We start from the raw sequence: 20,932 nt of genomic DNA on the forward strand, positions 1-20,932 counted from the left end.
TGGAGACGTAGGACTCGATGGCGTGGGTCAGCGCGTCCATGCCGGTGTGCGCGCAGAGCTTGGCGGGCATGGTGTAGGTGAGCTCGGGGTCGACGATGGCCACGTCAGGGGTGATCTGGAAGTCGGCGATCGGGAACTTGATGCCCTTGGAGTAGTCCGTGATGATCGAGAAGGCCGTGACCTCGGTGGCCGTGCCGGAGGTGGAGGAGATGGCGCAGAAGTGGGCCTTGGTGCGCAGCTCGGGCAGGCCGAAGACCTTGCACATGTCCTCGAAGGTGGTCTCAGGGTACTCGTACTTGATCCACATGGCCTTGGCCGCGTCGATGGGGCTGCCGCCGCCGATGGCGACGATCCAGTCGGGCTTGAACTCGGCCATGACCGCGGCGCCGTTCATGACGGTCTCGACGGAGGGGTCGGACTCGACGCCCTCGATCAGCTTGACCTCGAAGCCGGCCTCCTTGAGGTCGTTCTCGACGTCCTGCAGGAAGCCGCCGCGACGCATGGAGCCGCCGCCGGTGACGATGACCGCACGCTCGCCCTTGAGGTTCTTCACCTCGTGGCGGGCGCCCTCGCCGAAGTACAGGTCACGCGGATTGGTGAAACGTCCCATAACACTCCTCCAATTCCTTTGCCGTCGCCCCCGCGACGGATCGTGGATGCGGTCGGGAAGACGTTCTTCTCGGCCGCCCTCAGTATAGCGAAACGGGGTGGCAACAATCCGTTTTTTCGTGCCCGGCGGCGAGCGGGCGAGAAGGACGCGCGACCCGCATCCCAGCTCTTGCCTAAAAGGGGTCTGACCCCTTTTAGGCAACTCGGCTAGGATGGTGAGAGAGGGGAGGCGCGATGGCACACGATTCGAGACGCGAGGACTACCTGCGCATGAGCCTGCGCTTTGCGCTCTCGCTCGACGGCGGCGAGCCGGGCCGTGCGGCGCGCGAGTTCGCCTCGTTCGGGCGGCGCCTCGCGCGCGACCGCGACTCCCTGCCGCAGTCCGACGCCGACCGCGCCTTCCACCTGGTCTCCCTTGCGACCGAGCTCGTGGACTACCGGCTGCCCTTCGCCGACGACGAGCTCGCCGGGACCCTCGTCGCGCGCGGGCGCGCCCTGCTCGACGAGGCCCTCTCGCTCGACCCCGCCTGCCACGACGCCGCACGCATGCGCGTCTCGCTGGAGACGACCTCCCCCGAGGAGCGCTCCCGGTTCCTGCGCGAGGGGGCCGAGGAGGTCCGCGCGTCGTGCGAGCTCGCGCGCGACCGGCTCTGCGACGCCCTCGACGAGGCACGCCGCCCGCTCGGCGCGAGCGTGGCGATGCGCCCGTGGTGGCGCTGGCTCGCGGACGCGGCCGAGTGCGCGCTAATCTGCGGCCGCAACCGCGAGGCGGCCGAGGCGGCGGAGCGCCTGCTCGCCGCCGACCCGCACGACCTCTCCGACGCGCGCTTCACGCTCGCCTACGCCCTCGCCAAGCTCGAGGACGAGCCAGGGCTCGAGCGCCTCGCCGCGCGCTACCCCGCCCTCGCCGCGCCGCGCGCCGCCGACGACGCCTGGATCCAGCTCGCCCGCATCGCGCTCGCGCACAAGTCCTACCGGCTCGCCGAGGCGCGCCGCCTGACCGAGCGCCTGCTCGAGACCTACCCCGACTGCGCCGCCACGCTGATCCGCCAGACGGAGATCCCCGACGGGCGCTTCGCGCGCATCCGCGTGCCGTCCTACGGCGAGGACGAGCTGGTCGTGGCCCTGAGCGAGGGCGTCGTGCTGCTGCAGGAGGGCATGGAGCGCTCGGGCCGGGGCGTCCTGGGGTCGTGGCTCGCCCACGCGGCCGCCGACCTGTCGGGCGAGAAGGACGACGAGAGGGCGGTGCGGCCGTGAACGCCTGGGACGAGCTGGTGGAGCGCTGCGCGCGCCGCCGCAACGAGAAGATCGGCCCGCTCTCCGACGAGGCCTACGCCGAGCTGCTGCTCGCGGTGCGCCAGAATCCCGCCGACTTTGCCGACGAGGCGCCCGAGCGGGCGCTGCTCGTGCTCGCAGGCGCGCTCGACGCGTGGCGCGCCAGCCTCTCGCGCGACGACCTGCTCGACGACGAGGCCTTCGAGACGGAGCGCTCCCGGCGCCTCGCCGCCCTGCGCGCGGAGTGCGGGCGCGCCGTCGCGATCGACCCCGACTGCCTCGACGCGCGCCTCGTGGCCCTGAGCGCCGCCGAGCTTGACCCGGACCGGCTGGGGGCCGCCCTGCTCGACCTGGGCCACGCCCTCCCCGAGGTCGCGCCACCCGACGGCGACGCCTGGGACGACGTCTTCTTCCGCCCGCGCGTGCGGCTCGGCGCCGCCGTCGCGCGCGCCTGCCTCGACGGGGCGCGCTACCGCATGGCCTCCGCAGCGGCCGAGTGGGTCACGGGCGTCGCGCCCTCCGACCCGGTCGGGGCGCGCCACACGCACATGCTCGCGTGCGCGCGGCTCGAGGACGAGGCCGGGCTCGGCGCGCTCGAGGCGCGCTGGGCAGGCCGCGAGAGCGCCTGGTCGCACCTCGCCCGCGTGCTGCTGCTCTACAAGCTGAACCGTCTGACCGCCGCCCAGCGCGCCCTGCGCGGGTTCGACCGCCTCTGCGACGGCGGCGCCTACGCGCTGCTGCGGCCCGTCTTCGTGGAGCCCTACCTGCCGGACCGCCCGGAGGCGGCCCCGTGCGGCTTCGAGGAGGCGGTCATGGCCGTGCGCGAGGCGGAGCCGATCATCGCCGACGTCCCCGAGTTCATACCCTGGTGCCAGGAGCGCGACTGGCTGGTCGAGTCGGCGCGCGCCTTCGCGGAGCGCAGCGACCTGGACTGGTAGCGAGCCGGCGTCCTTCTCGCCCGCGCCTTGGCTTCGCTTCCCGTCTTGGGGCGTTTTCGGAAGTGAAACCCGATTCGCTTCCGCTATTCTGAATCAAGGGAAGCGAACCGCGTCGCGCGCACCAAGACAGAGGAGGCTCGATATGTGGCCAAGCGTCACCTTCGAGGAGGTCAGCTGGCACATGGACCCCGACGAGCGCGAGCTCATCCCCAAGAGCGCCCGCCGTCGAATCGCGCCCACGTATCGCGCGGCCGTCCCCGCATCTATCGCCGGACTCTCCCCCGACGTCCCCGCCGACCTCTCGACCCGTATTCGCAAGCTGCTGGTCAGGCTCGCGCGCTTCGACGAGGCCCAGGCGGCGCGCGGCTACGACCTTCCGGCGCTCCTGCTGCGCAGCGAGTCTGCGGCGAGCTCGCAGATAGAGCGCCTCACGTCGAGCGTGCGCAACGTCGCGCTGGCGGAAATCTCAAAGGACGCCCCGGCCAACGCCCGCATCGTGCAGGGCAACGTTGCCGCAATGCGCACGGCGCTCTCACTCGCGCCGGATGCGTTGGTCGAGCAGATTCGCGCCATCCACCGGGCGCTCATCTCCCCCACCGGGGAGTCCTTTGGCGGGCAGATTCGAGACGAGCAGGTCTGGGTCGGCGGCAGCGCGTACAGCCCGCACGGCGCCCTCTTCGTCCCGCCCGTGCCGGAACGGGTCGAGGCATACCTGGACGACCTCGTCGCCTTTGCCCGACAGGAGGACGTCGACACCGTCGTCAAGGCCGCCGTCGTTCACGCGCAGTTCGAGACGATCCACCCGTTCATCGACGGCAACGGTCGCACGGGCAGGGTCCTTCTCCACCGTGCCCTGAGACGCGACGGCGTCCTCTCCCATGCGACGCTGCCCATCTCCGCCGGGCTGCTCCACGACGTGAAAGACTACATGGCGGCCGTCACGGCATATCAGGACGGCGATCTCACCCCCATCGTCGAGTGCGTCGTCGGGGCGCTGGAGCTTGCTCTCGTCGTCGGTCAGAGGGTTGCCGACCGAATCGACGCGACCATGTCGAGCTGGGGGCAGGCCATCACGGAGCGCGCGGGCTCCGCGATCTGGAGGCTCCCCGCCCTGCTGGCGGAGCAGCCCGTGGTCACCGTCTCGTACGTGGCGCGGGGGCTCGGCATCACGCCGCGCGCGGCGTCCACGCTGGTCGCGCGCGCATGCGAATACGGCATGCTGCGACCCCTCGGCTCGCGACGGCGCGGGGACTACTATCAGAGCGACGAGCTCATCGGCGTGCTCGAGGAGATAACGAGCGTGCCCGGCATCCGGCGCACGCTCGCCGGGTAGGACGGAACGGTCCTCGCGCGGCCGCGAGCGCAAAAACGGGCCCGTCCGGGGGTTCCGGGCGGGCCCGCGCTTCTGCGTGGTGCCCCCAACGGGAGTCGAACCCGTGTCGTCGCCTTGAAAGGGCGATGTCCTAGGCCACTAGACGATGGGGACGCGCGCCCAGTATACCAAAGGCCGAGAAGGACGCGGGCTTGCGGCGATGTCGCGGCCATGCCGTACAATTGCCATGGCACACGTTTGCCGCGCTTACGTCACCCGGTCCAGACAGGAGGCCACCCATGTTCTGTCCCAACTGCGGGAGCCAGGTTCCCGACGACTCGAGGTTCTGCCCGAGCTGTGGTTCCTCCTTCGGCGGGGCCACGCCGACCCCCGGCGCGTCCGCGCCCCAGGGCGCGCCCGTCACGCCGCCCGTTCCCGGGCAGGTCCCGGTGCCCTACGCCGCCCCGGCCCCCGAGATGAAGTGGTACAAGTTCCTGATCTACTTCTCCCTCTTCGCGGGCGCCCTTCTCAGCCTCGGCAACGGCCTCATGGCCTTCATGGGCATGCAGTACCAGGGCGACGCCGAGTTCGTCTATGCGATGTTCTCCCAGGTCAGAATCATCGACATCGTCTACGGCATCGTCCTTATCGCCTTCGCCGCCGCAATGATCTACGTGCGGCAGCAGCTCGCCGGCTTCAAGAAGGGCGCGCCGCGGCTCTTCCTGCTCCTCTGTGGAGCCGAGCTCGCCGCAAGCGTCATCTATAACGGCGCGCTCGTCATCATCGTGATGGCCCGCGTCTCTCCCCTGCTGCCCTCCTACATCAGCCCCCTCGACTTTGCGTCTGAGTTCATCTCCTTCTATGAAATCCTCGGGTACGTCATAGGGGTCATCATCTACATCGTCCTCAACAAGGTCTACTTCGACAAGCGCGCGTCTCTGTTCACCAACTAGCCCTCGGGCGAGAAGCCCTGCCTAGAAACGCGTCGAGGCCGCGAGCCCATGGGCCCGCGGCCTCGTCTGTGTCTGGTAGGGGCGGTGGGACTCGAACCCACAATCCTTGCGGCCGAAGATTTTAAGTCTCCTGCGTATGCCAGTTCCGCCACGCCCCCGCGCGTGCCGCCGCGCGCCGCAGCGCCGCCGGCACCACCATCCTAGCGCAGCACGCGCATCGTGGGGCCCCAGCCGACGGGCGACTCCACGCGGCGCAGCGTGGTCTCGGCCGCGATCGCCAGGCCGAAGAGCAGGTCGGACTCGCTGACGGTGAGCCGCTCGAAGCCCGTCTGCCGCATGAGCTCCAGCACCGCGACCACGCCGCCCAGGATCACGGGCGCGCGCTTGGCGACCAGTCCCGGCAGCTCCGCGCGCTCGGCCACCGTGAGGGCCGCGAGACGCCCCTCGAGCTCCTCGAGGTCGGCCCGGGTGAGCTCGGCGAGGTGGACCTGCGCGGGGTCGTAGGGGTCGAGCTCCTTCTTCACGGCGACGAGGCTCGTCACCGTGCCGCCGGTCACCACGAGCGTGGCGGGGGCGCCGTCGGTCGCGCCCTCGGAACCTGCGGCGCGCAGGCCGTCCTCGCGCACCGTCGGCCCAAACGCGGCGGCCGCGAACTCGTGCGCGCGGGCGACGGCGCCGGGGTCGTCGGGCCCCTCCGGCGAGAGGAACTTCTCGGTCACGCGACGGCAGCCCACGTCAATGGAGCGAACGAAGCGCAGGTCAAGAGGTCCGTCCTCGGGCGCGCACCCGCAGGCGAGCTCCGTGGAGCCGCCCCCGTTGTCCGCCACGAGCACGCGCCGCCCGGGGAAGTCCCGGGTCACGCCGAGGAAGGTGAGGGCGCCCTCGACCTGCCCGGGGATGATCAGCGGGTCCAGGCCGAGCGCGTCGAGCTCCGCGCCCAGCACGGCGGCGTTCTCCGCGTCGCGCGCCGCACTCGTGAGCGTGCAGCACGCCGCCACGGCACCGGCCTCGCGGGCGGACGCCACGTAACCGCGCACGCACGCGACCACGCGCGCCATGGCCTCCTCGTCAAGGCGCCCGGTGGCGTCCACGTCCTGGCCGAGGTTGCAGATCTCGGAGTGCTTGACCAGGCGCAGGACGCGCCCGCCCTCCACGTCCGCCACGGCCAGCCGCGCGGTCACGGTCCCGATGTCGATGCAGGCCAGACGCGTCATCGCTCCCCCTCGTCGCTCGGATGGTACTGGAATATGAAGTCGGTGACGCCCAGGTACCAGGGCGTGTCATCCCCCTGCGCGTCGTCGGCCGGCTCGCCCTCCGCCGAGCCGCCGTCATCGACGATGATGCGCGTCTCGCCCTCGTCGACGTAGCCGCGGCGGCGCGCCTCGTCCTTGATGCCGTCCTCGGTCATGAGGGTGTCGATGTCGCCCTCCAGCTCGGCGCTCTCGGCGCTCGCGCGCGCCTCCTCCGCCTGGAGCACGCCGTTCTCGCGCCATGCCTGGTAGAGGCCGCAGGCCGGACCGTAGAGCGCCACTATGAGGATCAGCACGACGCCGGCGACGAGCACCGGGACGCGGTGGGCGGCCAGCGTCGCGCGCGGGTCGGAAACCCCACCTTTCACCGCGCCCGCGATCTTCTCGGCTACGCCCTCGGACGGGCCCGTCTGGCGAGAAGAACGCCCGCTCGCGGCGCGCGGCGCGCGGGCGGCGGGTCGTCGCGCCGTGCTCGGGCGCGAGCCGGCGGCGCGTCTGGCGGGACGGCCGGCGGCCCGCTCGCGTGTGGTCTTGTCTGTGCTCATGCCGTCGCTTCGATTCTGGTCCGTTGTGGCAGGGCGGTGCCGGGCGCGACCGCCTCGGCATCCCCTTTATAGCAGAGGCCGCGACGGGCGGGCGGCGCGTCAGCGTTTCTCCTCCGCCTTCGCACGGTCCCAGAGCTCGTTCAGACGGGCGGTGCCGAGCTCGTCCGGGGACGTGCCCTCGGCGCGGGCGAGCTCCTCCATGCGTGACCAGCGCGCCCTGAACTTGCGGTTGGAGGCCGCGAGCGCCTCCTCGGCGTCGATCCCCTCGCGGCGGGCGACGTTGACCAGCGCGAAGAGCAGGTCGCCGAACTCCAGGGCCCGCGCGTCGCTGCCCGGAGCCTCCCGCTCGAACTCGGCGCGCTCCTCGGCCACCTTGTCCCAGACGTCCGCGACGGTCTCCCACTCAAAGCCCGCCTTGGCCGCGCGCTTGGAGATCTTCTGGGCCTGCATGAGGGCCGGCAGGCTGCGCGGCACGGAGTCGAGGAGCCCGGGCTCCGCGTCCTTCTCGCCCGCCGCCGCGCGCTCCGCGGCCTTGACCTCGTCCCAGATGTCCTGGACCTCGCCGCCGTCGCCGGCCGCCGCGTGCTCGCCGAAGACGTGCGGGTGACGGCGCACGAGCTTCTCGTTCAGGCCGTGGATCACGTCGTCGATCGTGAAGGCGCCCTCGTCGGCCGCGATCTGCGCGTGCAGGACCACCTGCTCCAGGACGTCGCCGAGCTCCTCCACGAGGTGCGCCGCGTCGTCGGCCTCGATGGCGTCCACCGCCTCGTAGGCCTCCTCGACCATGTTGCGCGTGATCGAGCGGTGCGTCTGCTCGCGGTCCCACGGGCAGCCGTCCGGCTGGCGCAGGCGCCACATCGTCCGGACCAGGCGGTCGAACTCGGGATGCGTGGCCGGGGCGCCCGGGCGCGCGGCGGTCTCGGCGTCCACGCGGTCAGCGGCTTGGGACATGGCGGCTCCTCTCGTCGCGTTTCTCGCGCCCGATTCTACCGCGCCGGGACCTGGTGCGCGCCTCCCGGAATCGCCGGGGTTGTTCCGGGGACGTCCGGGAAACGCCGCCCTTATCGCAACGGGCCCTAAGAAACGTCGCCCTTGTCACGTCCAACTCTAGAAATCCCGGAGGTTGCGCGCCCGCGAGACCTCCCAGCCGCGCAACCCCGCCAATTTCTAGACACCCCTGGAACAAGGTCCGCTTTTCTCGGAGCGGGAGGCTGCGGACGACGCGGCCGTCCGGGAATCGCCGGGGTTGTTCCAAAGGCGTCTAAGAAATGCCGCCCTTGTCGCGGCGGGTTCTAAGAAAGGTCGTCCTTGTCGCGGCGGGCTCTAGGAAACAGCGACCTTGTCGCGGTTTATCCCGGAATCCCGGAGGTTGCGCGGCTGGACGGCGCTCCGGGTGCGCAAGGCTGGCGATTCCTAGAAGCCCCTGGGACAAGGCCCGCTTTTCTCGGAGTGGGAGGCTGCGGACGACGCGGCCGTCCGGGAATTGCCGGGGTTGTTGCAGTGACGTCCGGGAAATGCCGCCCTTGTCGCAAGGGGCTCTAAGAAACGTCGCCCCTGTCACAGCGGACTCTAGGAAACGTTGGCCTTGTCGCAATTATTTCCGGGAATCCCGGAGGTTGCGCGGCCGCGCAGCGCTCCGGGTGCGCAAGGTCAACGATTCTTAGAAGGCTCCGGGACAAGGGCGCTCTTTCTTGGATCAAAGGGCGGCGCTCCGGGTGCGCAACCCCGCCGGTTCCTGGAAACGGCGGCGGGGAGGGCAGAAGCGCCCTCCCCGCCGGTCGCGCATCGTGTCCGCAGAGCTACTCGGGAAGCACCGTCCTGATGCAGAGCGCCATGGAGATGGCGCCGGCGTCCGGGGTGCCGAGGCTGCGCTCGGCGGCCGGGCGGGCGCGGCCGACCTTGGGCACCATGGTGGCGGTGTCTTCGGCGGCCTTCTGCGCGACCTCGGCCGCGGCGGCCCAGGCCTCCTCGAGCGACTTGCCCTCGCCGGCGGCGGCCTCGAGCGCCTCGCCGAACGGGATCAGCGCGTCGAGCATGGTCTTGTCGCCCCGGTGGGCGCCGCCGAGCGAGAGCATCTTCTCGTAGGCGGCCCGCACGGCCTCGGCGGCGACGGTGGCGTCGTAGCCCTCGGCCTGGTCGCCCACCACGGCGCCGGCGGCCTCGAGCGCGGAGCCCCAGAGCACGCCGGAGGTGCCGCCGGCCTTGGCGGCCCAGGCGCGACCGGCCTCGCGCAGCACGGAGCCGGCGGCCGCGCCGCGCTCGCGGGCGTCGCGCGCGGCCTCGGCGGCGAACGTGGAGCCCTTCACCATGCCGCGGCCGTGGTCGCCGTCACCGGCCACGCCGTCGATCTTGGCGAGCTCCTCCTCGGCGTCGGCGATCGCAGCCTGCATGCGGGCGAACGCGTCGACGATGTAGTCGGCCGCCTTCTCGGAGGCCTCGGAGCCCTGCTCGAAGGTGTCGACCTGTTCGGTGAGCTCGGCGTAGACCTTGCGCTCGCCGGCGGCCATGGAGCTCGCCCCCTTGCGGAACGAGGCCGTGTCGCAAGGCGCGCTCCAGTAGGCCTCCAGCTCGTCGTCGAGGTACTCCACGGCCAGCGCGATGCCCTCCATGTCGAGCGAGGTCACGTACTCGCCCACGAGCGGCTCGACCAGCGTGTAGCCGCGCTCCTCGAGCAGCGCGCGCACGGTGCCCCACACCACGAAGAGCTCCTCGTACTTGGTGGAGCCCAGGCCGTCGAGAATGACGGCGATGCGCTTGGAGTCGTCCGCCGGCGCCTCGGCGAGCACGCGCTCCACGAGGAGCTCGGCCACCTCGGACGCGCTGGCGAGGTCGGTCTCGCCCACGCCCGGCTCGCCGTGGATGCCCTGGCCGACCTCCATCTTGCCCTGGGGCACATGGAAGAGCGGCGCGTCGCCGCCCGGCAGGGTGCAGCCGCGGAAGCCCATCGACATGGTGCGGGTGCGCGCGTTGGCCTTCTCGGTAATGCGCACCAGCTCGTCAAAGGAGACGCCGGCGGCAGCGGCCGCGCCGGCGGCCTTGAAGACCATGAAGGTGCCCACGTTGCCGCGGCGCTTCTCGGCCTCCTCGGGCTTGGCGGAGGCCACGTCGTCGGTGATGTAGAACGTGCGGGCGTCCACGCCCTCCTCGACGAGGCGGTCGCGCGCCATGTTGAAGTTCATCTTGTCGCCGGCGTAGTTGCCGCCCACGATGAAGATGCCCGTGCCCTGGTCCACGGAACGGGCCACGCCGAGCACGTCCTCGGTCGAGGGCGAGGTGAAGACGTTGCCCACCACGGTGGCGTCCATGAAGCCGTCGCCGATAATGCCGCAGAACGCAGGGTAGTGGCCCGAGCCGCCGCCGTTGATGACGGCGATCTTGCCCTCGGCCATCTTGGTCGCGCGCGCGACGCCGCCGGGGACCTCGACCACGTAGTCGGGGTAGGCCGCGACGTAGCCCCTGAGCATGTCCTCGCGGAACGTCTTGGGATCGTTGTAGAGCATCGGGCCTCCTTAGGCGACGAAGTAGTTCTTCAGGCCGAGCAGCATGTAGTAGCCGGCGAGCGCGCCCTGGTCCACGACGCCCTTGGCCTTGGCCGCGTGCACGGCGGCCTTGCCGAACTTGGGCATCATGTCCTTGGTGGCCTCGCAGCCCTCGTTCGCGCCGTCCACGGCGGCGGTGATGACCTCGGCGAAGGTCGCGCCGGGGTTGCCCTCCACGAGCGCGGCGGCCTTCTTGGCGCCGGCGTCCACGGAGTCCAGGATCGTGCGGTCGCCGAGCTCGCACTTGCCGCGCTTCTTGATGCCCTCGGCGAAGGCGGTGACGTAGGTGGCCAGGTCGGCGGCCACGAGCTCGGTCTTGCCCTTGAACGCCTTGCCGGCCTGCATGATGCCGGAGCTCATGAGGGTGCCCATCGTCGAGGGGACCTCGTTCTGCATCTTCATGCCGGCCTTCATCATCTGCTTGCCGATCTCGCCCTCGGCGGCCGTCTCGCGCAGGAAGCCCGGCAGCGCGCCGTAACCCTTGCTCATCGTGAGGCCGAGGTCGCCGTCGCCCATGGCGGCGTCCATCGCGCACAGCTCGTCCTTCTTCTCGGCGAAGACCTCGGCGACCTTCTCGAACATCTCCGGGATCTCGGCAACGGTCAGCTTGTCCATGCGTTCCTCCAATCGGTGGGTCAGCGCGCCGCGCTAGCGCTGGCAGATGAACGGCGTGTTGACGGGGTAGTCGAAGTAGCCCTTGAGCTCGTCGTCGACCTTGCAGATGGAGATCGAGGCGCCCATCATCTCCATCGAGGTGGCGTACTCGCCCGTCCAGGAGCGGTAGACCGTGACGCCCTTGGCGGCGAGCTGCTTGCGGACGGCGTTGTTGAGGATGTAGAGCTCCTCGAGCGAGGTGGCGCCCAGGCCGTTGATCAGCAGCGCAACCTCGTCGCCCTCGGCGAGCGGCATGTCCTTCAGGATCTCGCCCACGGACTCCTCGGCGAGCTCATCGGCGGTCTTGATCGGGCCGTTCCAGACGCCCGGCTCGCCGTGGATGCCCATGCCGAAGGCCATCTCGTCGTCGGCGAGCTCGAAGTTGGCGTGGCCGACCTCGGGCACGATGCAGGGCGTGAGGGCAAAGCCGACGGTGCGCACGTTGTCGCCGGCCTTCTTGGCGGCGGCGGCGACCTCCTCGAGGGTGCCCATCTGGTCGGCCTTGGCGCCGGCGGCCTTGTACATGAAGAAGATGCCGGCCACGCCGCGGCGGGCCTCCACGTTGGCGTTGGAGAGCACGTCGTCGGCGCCCACGAGGGAGACGGCCTCGATGTCGTCCATCTCGAGCAGCTCGGTCGCCATGTCGAAGTTCATGATGTCGCCGGTGTAGTTGCCGTAGAGGAACAGCACGCCGGCGCCGGCCTCGACCTCCTTGGCGATGTTGTAGATCTGCTCGGCGGACGGGGACTGGAACACGCCGCCCACGCCGCAGCCGTCGATCAGGCCCTCGCCCACGTAGCCCAAAAACAGCGGCACGTGGCCCGAGCCGCCCCCGGTGATGATGGCGACCTTGCCCGGCTTCTTGTTGGCGATGCAGTAGCAGCGCAGGTCGCCCTCCGCGCACTTGACCTTGTCCGGGAAGGACGCGTAGATGCCCTCGAGCATCTCGTCGACATAGCTCTCGGGCGCGTTGATGATCTTCTTCATGGGAGCTTCCCTTCGTTAGCGAGAGACGTTAGAGAAAGAAGACGATGTAGTTGCTGATGACGGTGAGGAACAGGAAGACCGTCTCCATGTACTGGAACGGGATCCGCTCCTCCTCCTTGTAGGCGCTCGTCCAAATGAAGCCCAGGTAGAAGCTGGACGCGATGTTCACGCACGTCATGTCCAGGTTGGGCGAGGGGAACAGCCACCCCAGCACCGTGAACACGGCGAAGAACGACAGGCCGATCCACAGGGACCACTTCTGGTCGCTCTTGAGCATCTGGCTGTAGTAGAAGACCGCCTCGGAGTCGTGCCGGCCGTAGCGCCGCATGCTCTCGAGCACCGCGCGCGTGAAGTACATCGCGAGCGCGCAGAGGAAGTACACCGCGCAGAGCAGGGCCATCGACAGGAGGTCGGTCTTGTCGAACAGCGCGAAGGCGGCCATGAGCCAGATCGCGCACACGAGCAGCATCTCGACGACCGTGATCACGCGGGCGCCCACGGAGATCGCGGGCGGGTTCTTGCGCTCGGAGACCTTCTTGAGCTTGAAGCCCTGCCTCTTCTTGTTCTTGCCGCTCTTGTCCTTCTTCTTCGTTGCCATGGCTTCCCTTCGGGGCGCGCCGGCCGAGAAGGACCGCGCGCCAGAAAAACACCTCGGTACAAGAGACGGGTCGCACGACATGGCGCCATGCGACCCGCCTCGAGAGAACCGCGACTTACTTGGTCGGGAACTTGATCTCCTTGGGGTACTCCCACTTCTGGAGCTCCTCGGGCGGGAAGGAGTAGGGCTCCTGGCCGCCGGCGCCCGTCAGAGCGTGGTGGTACAGCTCGGCAAGCTCCTCGATGTAGCAGACCTTGAGGTAGGCCTCCTCGATGTTGGTCTCGTCGACGGCGACGGCGCCGTGGCCCTGGAGCAGGAAGACGTCGGCCTCCTGGACCGGCTCGACGACGGACTCGGCGAGGGCGGGCGTGCCGGGACGGCCGTACGGCGCGACCGGGATGCGGGCCTTCGAGCAGTTGAGGTTGGCGACCTCGTAGACCACGGCCGGGATCGGCTTGTTGAGCACGGCGAAGACGGTCGCGTACATGGAGTGCGTGTGGGCGATGGCCTTCACGTCCGGACGGGTCTGGTAGATCTTGAGGTGCATGAGCGACTCGCTCGTCGGGCGCAGGCCCGTCTGGTTCTCGATGACGTTGGCGTCGAGGTCCATGACGATCATGTCGGGGACGACGAGGTCCTCGCGGTCCACGCTCGTCGGGGTGATGACCACCAGGCCGGTCTCCTCGTCACGCGCGGAGAAGTTGCCGGACTTGTGCTTGCACATCCCCTCGCGCTGGGCCTGCTTGGCGATGTTCATGACCTTGAGCTTAAGATCCTCAAGCATTGAGGGCGCTCCAATCTGTGGTGGGTTCGGTCAGAGACGATACCTGGGCGCTACTCGAGCTCGGCGGCAGCCTCGGCCTTGCGAGCCTTGGACTGCTTCCTGAGGTCGTGGTAGGTGTAGAAGTAGCCGGCGATCCAGATCACCAGGACGCCGAGCGGCAGGAAGTTGCCGTTCAGGAAGTCCAGGAACGTCGCGAAGGCGTAGGTCTGGACCGGGCCGTCGATGGAGGAGCAGGAGATGAGGGCGCCCTCGGCGAGCTCCACCGCACCGGTGCTGTGGGCCAGGTCGGAGACGAACGGCGCGAAGACGGTGCCGACGTACAGGAAGATGGGCACGCCGATCGTGGCGAGGATGAGCATGCGGGGCAGGTTGCCGCGGGTCACGAGGTACGCGGGCACGGCCACGGCGATGTTCACGATGCCGGCGAAGGGCAGGATGCCGTTGCCGGGGAGGATGAACGAGAAGAGAACCGTGATGGGGATGGCGTAGATGACGGTGAGCCAGATCTCGTTCGAGCCGCCCATGAACGGCCAGTCGAGGCCGACGACCAGGTCGCGGTCGGCGAACTTCTTGTGCATGAAGTCGGACACGGCCTCGGAGATCGGGGACAGGGCCTCCATGAAGTACTTGGAGATGACCGGGAAGAGCGTGAGGCACATGGCGGCCTGGACGCCGAGGGTCAGCATAGCGGGCACGTCGTAGCCGCCGAGCAGGCCGAAGAGCACGCCGATGATGAAGCCCAGGACGTGGTTCTCGGCGAAGATGCCGACCTTCTCCTTGAGGGCGGCGGCGTCGGCCTTGGTGTTGAGGGCCGGGATCTTGCGCAGGACCTTGTCGATGGGATAGAAGATCGCGGACAGGAAGATCATCTTGTGGGTGCAGGTGACACCCGGGATGCCGGTGAGCTCGTTGATCTCGTCCTTGAAGAGGTCGGCGGTCTTGAGCTCGAAGACGATCTGGATGGCGGCGATCACGAAGGCCAGCGGCACGGAGCCGGTGATGCCCACGACGCCGATGGCGGTGAAGATCTTGCCCCAGACGTTCCAGAGGTCGGCGTTGAAGGTCTCGGTCTTGTTGGCGATCAGCATGATGACGTTGATGCCGATGAGCAGCGGGAAGACCAGGATGGCGAAGGGCCACGACCAGGCGATGGCCGCCATGGTGGTCCAGCCGCCGTCCATGATTGGCAGGTCGATGCCCAGACGGGTGAGCATGGCCTCGCCGACGGGCTGGACGAGACCGGACATGTAGTTGATGAGCATGGACATGCCGGAGAAGGCGACGCCGAGCAGGATGCCGGAGCTGATCGCGTCCTTGACCTTCATGCGGACGACGAGGCCCATGACGATCATGATGATGGGCACGAAGACGGCGGCGCCCACGCTGTTCAGGAATTCCTGAATCCAAGCAGTTGCTTGTGCGAGGTCCATAGGTTGGACACCCCTTTCAGTCTAGCTTACAGGCCTTGCGAGAAGAACGTCTAGACGGCCTTGTAGTTCTTGATCGCCTCGACGAGCTTGTCGAACTGCTGCTTCTGACCAACGCCGGTGAGGAAGGCGATGCCGTCGATGACGGGGACGTCGTACTCCTTCTTGTCACGGATGATGGTGATGTAGGCAGCGGCGTCCTTGAGGTGGCGGTCGACGCTCTTGAGGTCGACGGCCTCGACCGAGGCGTCGATCTTCTCCTCCTTGAGCATGCGGTTGACCTTCGAGGCGACGGTCTGGGACGTGGCGACGCCACTGCCGCATGCGACGACAACCTTAACGGGCATTTCTGTTACCTCCTGTTTCTCGTCCTACAGTTCCAACGCTATGTGCAAAAGGCCCCTGTCCAGGCCTGTGTTGCCGTGAGGCGCCTAGTCGTGCCACCACTCCATGTCCATGACCGCGTCGTAGAACTGGTCCTCGGTCTCGGCGGCGAAGAGCGTGTCCACCCAGTCCTTGCGCTGGAAGTTGTGCATGAGGATCTGGAGCAGCTCGATGTGCGCGCCGGGCTCGTAGAAGCCGAGCATGAAGGCCAGCTTGACGTCGAGCTTGTTGTCCGGGTCGGACATGTCGCCCCAGGCGATCGTGTTCTTGAGGCGCACGGGGGCGATGAAGGGCTTGACGATGGCGTCGGCCTCGGTGTGCGGGATGGCGATCGGGTAGGGCTCGGTGGGGAGCGCCGTGGGGTACATCGACTCGCGCTTCTTGATCGAGGCGATGTAGGTGTCGTTGACGTAGCCGAGCTCCTCGAAGCGCTTGCCCATGATGTCGAAGATCTGCTCCGGCGTCTGCGCGTCGAGGTCCAGCACCGTCAGCTCACGCATGATCACTTCTTTTCCGAGCATGGGGCTTCCCTTCTCCCGTGGCCTGTTGATGCCTTGACGGCCCCGCCCGTCCGACGGGGCCGAAACTTTTCCCGTGCGCAGGCGCCGCCATCGGCGCTGCTTTCTGATACCAGTTTCCGGCACCCGTTCTTCACAAAACAGCCAAAGGTTGTTCACTGCACGTGCAGAATTACCAACTGAAACAGCTTTCTTCACGGCTCCGTGAAGAAAGCTGTCCTATCTGAGGGTGCCAACTGGGCTTTGTTTGCGCCGCTTGAGGCAAAACGGGGCGTTCCTACCAGTTTCAGGGACGCCCCGCAAGCTCGAATCGGCGAGCAGATTTATGCGTTATTGAATTATCTGGTACTCCGCCGTCTCGATCGCGGCGGCCGCCTCCTCGGGCGTGCGGGCGTCCCGCAGCTCCTGGAAGATGCTGAGCTCCGGCTTGGTCAGCATGCTGAGGAGGTTGAAGAACGCCTTGAGGTGGGACTTGTGGTCCGTCGGCGCGAGGGTGCAGACGAACTCGACCGGGTCGTGGTCGTCGGCGTCAAACTTGACCGGCGTCCTGAGGCGGATGAGGTTCATCCCCATCTTGTACGTGCCCTTCTCGGGCGCCTCGTGCGGGATGGCGAAGTGCGGGACCAGGACCACGTAGGGGCCGTGGTCGACGACGTTCTGGATCATCGCGTCGATGTAGCGCGGCTCGATGTAGCCCATCTCCACGAGCGGGCGCGCCGACTTGGCGATCGCGTCGCGCCAGTCGCTCGCCTCCACGTCAAGCTGGATGTGGCTCGGGGGGAGCAGCTGGTGGAGGTAGGGCGTGAGGATCTCCTCCTCCATGTGCTGCGCCTCGTGGAAGTAGCGGCGCACCTCGGTGCGGATCTCCCGGATGACGCGCTCGCCCCCGCCGGTCAGCTCGCGCCGCAGGATCGGCTCGATCTTGTCGAGAAGCCCCTGGGCCCCCAGCTCGTCGTAGCCGTCCTGGAAGCCGTCCGAGAGGGAGCGGACCTCGTCGATCTTCTCGCGCATCCGCTCGTAGTCGCGGTCCGAGAAGGGCAGCAGCGCCACGACGTTGTCCACCGGGCACTCGTTGAGCGCGACCGTGGAGATGACGAGGTCGGCGCGATAGGACTCGAGGTAGGGGGCCTCGTGGGCCGGGATCACCTTGATGACGCGGATGTCAAAGCGCCCCCGCAGGTCCTCCACGACGAGCCGCGAGGTGCCCACGCCCTCGTCGCAGACCACGACCACGCGCAGGCGGCGCTCCCGGTTCTTGCGCCGCTCGAGCGCCGCGCAGATGTGCAGCGCCACGTAGATGGTCTCCACCTCGGTGATGCGCCGGCGGCTGTAGGCCTCGAGGATGGGGAGGTTGTCCTTGACGGCGTCGAGGACCTGGGGCTGGTCGGTCACGACCTCGCGCAGGACGGGGTTCACCGGGAAGCGCGAGGCGTCCGAGGAGAACATCGTCTCCAGGTGGTTGGAGAGGCACTCGAAGAGGCTGTAGTCCCCGTTGAGGTCCACCCCGCAGGCGAGCGAGACGTTCTGGACGAAGCGGCGCGTCACGGTCTGGACCTGCACGTCCTCGATCGTGAACTCGGCGTCGCTGCGAAAGCCGCTCGTCTCGAGGACGAGGGAGAGGTTCTCCGCCTCGCCCTCGCCCATCCCCACGCCGCAGTACTGGGCGAGCAGCGAGATGACGTCGCGCGCGAAGGAGAGGGCCTCCTGGCGCTCGGAGGGGACCACCCAGTCCCCCTTCATCCGCATGCCGTCGCGGCAGCGCTGCACCGCGATCTGAAGGTAGCGCCGCACGATGCCGAAGGAGCGGTCGTCGAGAACCGCCTTATGCAGGCGGCACTGCTCGTTGAGAATCTTGTCGATGGTCACCTCGTCCGCCTGGCCGACCTTGCCCGCCGAGACGGCGGCCCACTGCTCGGCGAGGGCGGGCTTGGTGAGCACGAAGTTCAGCAGGAAGCCGCGCAGCGCGGTCTCGTCGCCCACGACCTTGAGGCCGCGGTTGGGGCGCGAGATCACCTCGAGCCCGGCGTCGCGCGCCACGGCCTTGATGCCGTCCAGGTCGTTCAGGACGGTGGCGCGGCTCACCGAGAAGCGGTCGGCGATGGCGGCGAGCGTCACGTAACCGGGCTCGAGGGCCATGATGACCACGGCGAGCGTCTTGCGCTCCTCGCTGGAGAGCTTGTAGGAGTAGAACCCCTGGACCGGCAGCGACGCCAGGACGCGCGAGAAGTCCGGCGGGACCACGATGGCGCCGCCGGGGCCGTACTCGAGCTGCTCCATGCCCTTCTCGGCGAGGAAGAGGTTGATCGACTTGACGTCGTTTCTGATGGTGCGCGAGCTCACCTCGTACTCGCCGGCGAGGCCGTCGAGCGTGAGCGTCCGGTCGGAGCGCGCGAGCTCCTGCGCTATGGCGACGATTCGCTCGTTCATGCGACCCCTCCCCCGGTCATGAAGCTCGGCAGGCGGCCCTCGCGCCAGGCGGCGGCGATCTCCAGGAGCGCGTCGTCGACGGCGCCGTCCGCGCACGCCCCGATGTGCCAGCGCGCGGCGCGGGCCACGGCCTCCGTCGCGTTGGCCACGGCGACGGAGTTCTCCACGGCCTCGATCATCGCGAGGTCGTTCTCCGAGTCGCCGAAGGCCGCGTACTCGTCCGGCGCGAGGCCGAGCGCCTCCGCCAGCACGCGCACGCCGTCGCCCTTGGTCCAGCCGCCGGGCATGACGTCGATCACCGGCGCCACCGCGCTCGGGAACACGAAGTCCAGCTCGGGCACCTCCGCGCGCAGCAGGTCGCGCAACTCGGCCATGCGCTCGCGGGGGCAGGCGCACTGGATGTTGGCCTTCACGTAGGCGGGCTCGCCGCCGGGCACGCCCTGGGAGGGGAAGTCCGTCACGCGCGCCACGATCTTCTCAATCGAGCGCTTGTAGGTCTCCGGGGGGTTGGCGAGCAGGCGGGCTTCGCGCTCGGTGACGTAGGCGGTCATGCCCGCCGTCCAGGGGTGGTAGAGCGCGAGGTAGGCGTCCGCGTCATGCTCGTCCAGCACGCGGACGACCCGCTCGAGCGCGGCGGCCGGAATCGTCACGGTGCGCACGACCTCGCCGTCCACGCGCACGATCTGCCCGTTGCAGAACGCGCCGGTGGCGTAGCAGGCCTCGTCTCCGTCGAACATCCAGCCCATGTCCACGGGCAGCCGACCCGTCACCGGGCCGAAGTGCAGCCCCTCGGCGAGCAGGGCGTGGATCGCGTCGCGCGAGCGCCTCGTCGCGGACGGCGTCCCGAAGGCGATGAGCGTGTCGTCGAGGTCCGTCAGGGCAAGCTTGATCAAGGTAGCACCCTCCCCCCAGAGGCAACTGTCCCTCCGCCCATCATAACCCGAGACGTGCCTAAAAGGGGTCTGACCCCTTTTGGGCGCGGAAGGCCGGGGGCTCCGGGAATCGCCGGGGTTGTCACGGGGGCGTCTAGAAAATGGGGCCCTTGGTGCGCCGGGTTCTAAAAAATCCCATCTTTGTCGCAGCGGCGTCTAGAAAACGCCGCCCTTGTCGCCCTGCGCCTAGAAATCCGAGGGGTTGCACGCTTGCACGGCGCTCCGAGCGCGCAAGGCCGGCGATTCCTAGAGCCGACCGCGCCAAGGTCCGGGATTCTTAGACGGGCGAGAAGGACGCGCGCCCGCAGATCAGGCGAGCAGGTCCACGAGCTCGCGGAGGTCGTCAATCGCGCGGTCCGCCTCGCTCTGGTCGAGAAGGACGCCCTCCCCCTGCCGCACCGCGCACACGTGGGCGCCCGCCGCCTTGCCGGCCCGGATCCCGATCGGCGAGTCCTCCACCACGACCGCCTCCTCCGGCACGACGCCGAGCAGGCCCATCGCGCGGCGGTAGGGCTCCGGGTCCGGCTTGAGCGCGGCGCAGTCGTCGCCCGTCACCAGGGCATCGAGCAGCCCGCCGATGCCGACCGTCTCCACGAAGTCCTCCACGAAGGCGCGCCTGGACGAGGAGCAGATCGCGGTCGCCGCGCCGCGCCCCCTGAGCCCGGAGAGCGTCTCGCGCACGCCGGGGGCGAGCAGCTCGCGCCAGGGCGGGCGATGCTCCCGCGCGTAGGCCAGGTACTGGAGCCTGAGCCGCTCGCGCAGCGCCTCGTCGTCGGGCACGAGCGTCCGCCACACGGCGCGGTCGTTGGAGCCCGTGGCGTCAAAGCCCGCCGGCAGCTCCCGGCCGTGCAGCGCCAGGAAGTCGGAGCGGCGCTGGTTGTAGAACTGCTCGGAGCGCACGAGCACCCCGTCCATGTCAAATATGACGGCCCTGATCATGGGTCCTCCCGTCGGCGCGGAACGAGCGGTGAGAAGGGGCCGCAGCCGCGCTACACGTCGAAGGCGTAGCGGCTGCCCACGTAGTACTGGCGCCCGATGGCCACCGGCCGGCCGTCCCGGTCCTCGAAGTATCCGTTCATGTAGAGCAGCGGCGCGTTCGTGGGCACGCGGAGGCGCCCCGCCTGCTCGGGGGTGGCGGCCACCGCCTCGATCGTGAGGCGGGCGTTGCGCACCGGCCGGCGGCCGGAGACCGCCTCGATGGTGTCGAACAGCGAGACGTCGTCCAGCGAGGCGCCCATGAGCCCGGCGAACTCCTCGTAGGGCAGGAAGACGTTCTCCTCGTACACGGGCACGTCGTCGGCGGTCCGGAGGCGCTGGACGTACAGCAGGAGGTCGTTCTCGCCCAGCCCAAAGAACGCGCGCTCGTCCTCGCGCGACGGCACGATGCGGCGCTCGAGCAGCCGAGCGCCCGCGCGGGCCCCGTTGTCGCGGCAGATGTCCGTGAAGGTCCTGATGGTGTGGCCGCTGCGCCGCAGCTCGCGGAAGATGCGCGGCCGGCTCACGAAGGTGCCCACACCCTGCCGCTTCACGAGGTAGCCGTTGGTGCAGAGGTCGCTGATCGCCCGACGGACCGTGATGCGGCTCGCCCCGTACGTCGCACAGAGCTCCTGCTCGGAGGGGATGCGGTCCCCCTCGGCGTAGGCGCCGTCCTCGATCTTGCCCTTGATGTCCTCGTATATCTGCTGGTAGAGGGGTGCTAGGTCGTTCATGCTGGCACCGCGTCCTTCTCTTCGAGCCCTCCCGCGTATTCGGGAGCCGGTAACCTGCATAATCGTAACACCTCCCTTTAACAGAGCGTCC

At 68.9% G+C, this 20,932-nt stretch carries 20 protein-coding genes and 2 tRNA genes; 4 read left to right on the forward strand and 18 right to left on the reverse strand.

What is annotated here, in order from left to right:
- Nucleotides 1–610 (reverse strand): iron-containing alcohol dehydrogenase (locus H6A07_RS09160; protein ID WP_204814621.1); only part of this gene is annotated, 610 nt, incomplete at its 3' end.
- Nucleotides 611–843: 233 nt separating this feature from the next.
- Here H6A07_RS09160 and H6A07_RS09165 point away from each other — a divergent pair.
- From H6A07_RS09165 to H6A07_RS09175, 3 genes are all read left to right on the forward strand, one after another.
- On the forward strand, nucleotides 844–1,866 hold the full coding sequence (locus tag H6A07_RS09165) for a response regulator receiver protein (RefSeq protein WP_204814622.1): 1,023 nt from the start codon (nucleotides 844–846) through the stop codon (nucleotides 1,864–1,866).
- Nucleotides 1,863–2,822 (forward strand): hypothetical protein, encoded by a 960-nt coding sequence (locus H6A07_RS09170; protein WP_204814623.1) that lies wholly within the window; start codon nucleotides 1,863–1,865, stop codon nucleotides 2,820–2,822. The genes H6A07_RS09165 and H6A07_RS09170 overlap by 4 nt, the downstream gene beginning before the upstream one ends.
- 142 nt (nucleotides 2,823–2,964) lie before the next feature.
- The gene (locus H6A07_RS09175; protein WP_204814624.1) at nucleotides 2,965–4,155 is read left to right on the forward strand and encodes a Fic family protein; all 1,191 of its coding nucleotides are present in this window, start codon (nucleotides 2,965–2,967) and stop codon (nucleotides 4,153–4,155) included.
- A gap of 77 nt (nucleotides 4,156–4,232) precedes the next feature.
- Here H6A07_RS09175 and H6A07_RS09180 read toward each other — a convergent pair.
- Nucleotides 4,233–4,308 (reverse strand) — tRNA-Glu (locus H6A07_RS09180).
- 125 nt (nucleotides 4,309–4,433) lie between these two features.
- On the opposite strand from H6A07_RS09180, the gene H6A07_RS09185 reads away from it, so the two are divergent.
- Nucleotides 4,434–5,087 (forward strand): zinc ribbon domain-containing protein, encoded by a 654-nt coding sequence (locus tag H6A07_RS09185; RefSeq protein ID WP_204814625.1) that lies wholly within the window; start codon nucleotides 4,434–4,436, stop codon nucleotides 5,085–5,087.
- Between the two features lie 73 nt (nucleotides 5,088–5,160).
- Here the strand turns inward: H6A07_RS09185 and H6A07_RS09190 are convergent.
- The 16 genes from H6A07_RS09190 to H6A07_RS09265 form a co-directional block, all read right to left on the reverse strand.
- Nucleotides 5,161–5,245: transfer RNA gene (locus H6A07_RS09190), tRNA-Leu, on the reverse strand.
- 42 nt (nucleotides 5,246–5,287) lie between these two features.
- On the reverse strand, nucleotides 5,288–6,301 hold the full coding sequence (locus H6A07_RS09195) for a Ppx/GppA phosphatase family protein (RefSeq protein ID WP_204814626.1): 1,014 nt from the start codon (nucleotides 6,299–6,301) through the stop codon (nucleotides 5,288–5,290).
- Entirely contained in the window at nucleotides 6,298–6,882 is a 585-nt protein-coding gene (locus H6A07_RS09200; RefSeq protein ID WP_204814627.1) for an FtsB family cell division protein, read from the reverse strand. Before H6A07_RS09200 ends, H6A07_RS09195 begins: the two co-directional genes overlap by 4 nt.
- 99 nt (nucleotides 6,883–6,981) lie before the next feature.
- Nucleotides 6,982–7,833, reverse strand: coding sequence for a nucleoside triphosphate pyrophosphohydrolase (mazG, locus tag H6A07_RS09205; protein WP_204814628.1), 852 nt, complete (start codon nucleotides 7,831–7,833; stop codon nucleotides 6,982–6,984).
- A gap of 848 nt (nucleotides 7,834–8,681) precedes the next feature.
- Nucleotides 8,682–10,382, reverse strand: a complete 1,701-nt coding sequence (locus tag H6A07_RS09210; RefSeq protein ID WP_204814629.1) for a dihydroxyacetone kinase family protein — start codon at nucleotides 10,380–10,382, stop codon at nucleotides 8,682–8,684.
- 9 nt (nucleotides 10,383–10,391) lie between these two features.
- Nucleotides 10,392–11,036, reverse strand: a complete 645-nt coding sequence (locus H6A07_RS09215) for a dihydroxyacetone kinase subunit L (RefSeq protein ID WP_204814630.1) — start codon at nucleotides 11,034–11,036, stop codon at nucleotides 10,392–10,394.
- A 33-nt stretch (nucleotides 11,037–11,069) separates the two neighbouring features.
- The gene (locus H6A07_RS09220; RefSeq protein ID WP_204814631.1) at nucleotides 11,070–12,062 is read right to left on the reverse strand and encodes a dihydroxyacetone kinase subunit DhaK; all 993 of its coding nucleotides are present in this window, start codon (nucleotides 12,060–12,062) and stop codon (nucleotides 11,070–11,072) included.
- Nucleotides 12,063–12,090: 28 nt separating this feature from the next.
- Nucleotides 12,091–12,660 (reverse strand): hypothetical protein, encoded by a 570-nt coding sequence (locus H6A07_RS09225; RefSeq protein ID WP_204814632.1) that lies wholly within the window; start codon nucleotides 12,658–12,660, stop codon nucleotides 12,091–12,093.
- A 115-nt stretch (nucleotides 12,661–12,775) separates the two neighbouring features.
- Nucleotides 12,776–13,444: a class II aldolase/adducin family protein gene (locus H6A07_RS09230; protein ID WP_204814633.1), complete on the reverse strand. Its 669-nt coding sequence runs from the start codon at nucleotides 13,442–13,444 to the stop codon at nucleotides 12,776–12,778.
- A 50-nt stretch (nucleotides 13,445–13,494) separates the two neighbouring features.
- Nucleotides 13,495–14,874, reverse strand: a complete 1,380-nt coding sequence (locus tag H6A07_RS09235; RefSeq protein WP_204814634.1) for a PTS galactitol transporter subunit IIC — start codon at nucleotides 14,872–14,874, stop codon at nucleotides 13,495–13,497.
- 50 nt (nucleotides 14,875–14,924) lie between these two features.
- The gene (locus H6A07_RS09240; protein WP_204814635.1) at nucleotides 14,925–15,218 is read right to left on the reverse strand and encodes a PTS sugar transporter subunit IIB; all 294 of its coding nucleotides are present in this window, start codon (nucleotides 15,216–15,218) and stop codon (nucleotides 14,925–14,927) included.
- Nucleotides 15,219–15,302: 84 nt separating this feature from the next.
- Nucleotides 15,303–15,776, reverse strand: a complete 474-nt coding sequence (locus H6A07_RS09245; RefSeq protein WP_204814636.1) for a PTS sugar transporter subunit IIA — start codon at nucleotides 15,774–15,776, stop codon at nucleotides 15,303–15,305.
- A gap of 327 nt (nucleotides 15,777–16,103) precedes the next feature.
- Entirely contained in the window at nucleotides 16,104–18,200 is a 2,097-nt protein-coding gene (locus tag H6A07_RS09250) for a BglG family transcription antiterminator (protein ID WP_204814637.1), read from the reverse strand.
- On the reverse strand, nucleotides 18,197–19,093 hold the full coding sequence (locus H6A07_RS09255) for an HAD-IIB family hydrolase (protein WP_204814638.1): 897 nt from the start codon (nucleotides 19,091–19,093) through the stop codon (nucleotides 18,197–18,199). The genes H6A07_RS09250 and H6A07_RS09255 overlap by 4 nt, the downstream gene beginning before the upstream one ends.
- A gap of 348 nt (nucleotides 19,094–19,441) precedes the next feature.
- Nucleotides 19,442–20,071 carry an HAD family hydrolase gene (locus H6A07_RS09260; protein ID WP_204814639.1) on the reverse strand — a complete coding sequence of 210 codons (630 nt, stop codon included), beginning with the start codon at nucleotides 20,069–20,071 and terminating at the stop codon, nucleotides 19,442–19,444.
- Nucleotides 20,072–20,121: 50 nt separating this feature from the next.
- On the reverse strand, nucleotides 20,122–20,841 hold the full coding sequence (locus H6A07_RS09265; protein WP_204814640.1) for a GntR family transcriptional regulator: 720 nt from the start codon (nucleotides 20,839–20,841) through the stop codon (nucleotides 20,122–20,124).
- Nucleotides 20,842–20,932: the final 91 nt, after the last annotated feature.

Source organism: Olsenella uli, from assembly GCF_016899935.1.
GTDB lineage: Bacteria > Actinomycetota > Coriobacteriia > Coriobacteriales > Atopobiaceae > Thermophilibacter > Thermophilibacter uli_B.

Coding starts and splice junctions, on each gene's coding strand:
- H6A07_RS09175 (WP_204814624.1), top strand. CDS start 2,965: ATGTGGCCAAGCGTCACCTTCGAGGAGGTCAGCTGGCACATGGACCCC.
- H6A07_RS09250 (WP_204814637.1), bottom strand. CDS start 18,200: ATGAACGAGCGAATCGTCGCCATAGCGCAGGAGCTCGCGCGCTCCGAC.
- H6A07_RS09185 (WP_204814625.1), top strand. CDS start 4,434: ATGTTCTGTCCCAACTGCGGGAGCCAGGTTCCCGACGACTCGAGGTTC.
- H6A07_RS09265 (WP_204814640.1), bottom strand. CDS start 20,841: ATGAACGACCTAGCACCCCTCTACCAGCAGATATACGAGGACATCAAG.
- H6A07_RS09235 (WP_204814634.1), bottom strand. CDS start 14,874: ATGGACCTCGCACAAGCAACTGCTTGGATTCAGGAATTCCTGAACAGC.
- H6A07_RS09225 (WP_204814632.1), bottom strand. CDS start 12,660: ATGGCAACGAAGAAGAAGGACAAGAGCGGCAAGAACAAGAAGAGGCAG.
- H6A07_RS09210 (WP_204814629.1), bottom strand. CDS start 10,382: ATGCTCTACAACGATCCCAAGACGTTCCGCGAGGACATGCTCAGGGGC.
- H6A07_RS09165 (WP_204814622.1), top strand. CDS start 844: ATGGCACACGATTCGAGACGCGAGGACTACCTGCGCATGAGCCTGCGC.
- H6A07_RS09220 (WP_204814631.1), bottom strand. CDS start 12,062: ATGAAGAAGATCATCAACGCGCCCGAGAGCTATGTCGACGAGATGCTC.
- H6A07_RS09240 (WP_204814635.1), bottom strand. CDS start 15,218: ATGCCCGTTAAGGTTGTCGTCGCATGCGGCAGTGGCGTCGCCACGTCC.
- mazG (WP_204814628.1), bottom strand. CDS start 7,833: ATGTCCCAAGCCGCTGACCGCGTGGACGCCGAGACCGCCGCGCGCCCG.
- H6A07_RS09215 (WP_204814630.1), bottom strand. CDS start 11,036: ATGGACAAGCTGACCGTTGCCGAGATCCCGGAGATGTTCGAGAAGGTC.
- H6A07_RS09200 (WP_204814627.1), bottom strand. CDS start 6,882: ATGAGCACAGACAAGACCACACGCGAGCGGGCCGCCGGCCGTCCCGCC.
- H6A07_RS09260 (WP_204814639.1), bottom strand. CDS start 20,071: ATGATCAGGGCCGTCATATTTGACATGGACGGGGTGCTCGTGCGCTCC.
- H6A07_RS09230 (WP_204814633.1), bottom strand. CDS start 13,444: ATGCTTGAGGATCTTAAGCTCAAGGTCATGAACATCGCCAAGCAGGCC.
- H6A07_RS09195 (WP_204814626.1), bottom strand. CDS start 6,301: ATGACGCGTCTGGCCTGCATCGACATCGGGACCGTGACCGCGCGGCTG.
- H6A07_RS09245 (WP_204814636.1), bottom strand. CDS start 15,776: ATGCTCGGAAAAGAAGTGATCATGCGTGAGCTGACGGTGCTGGACCTC.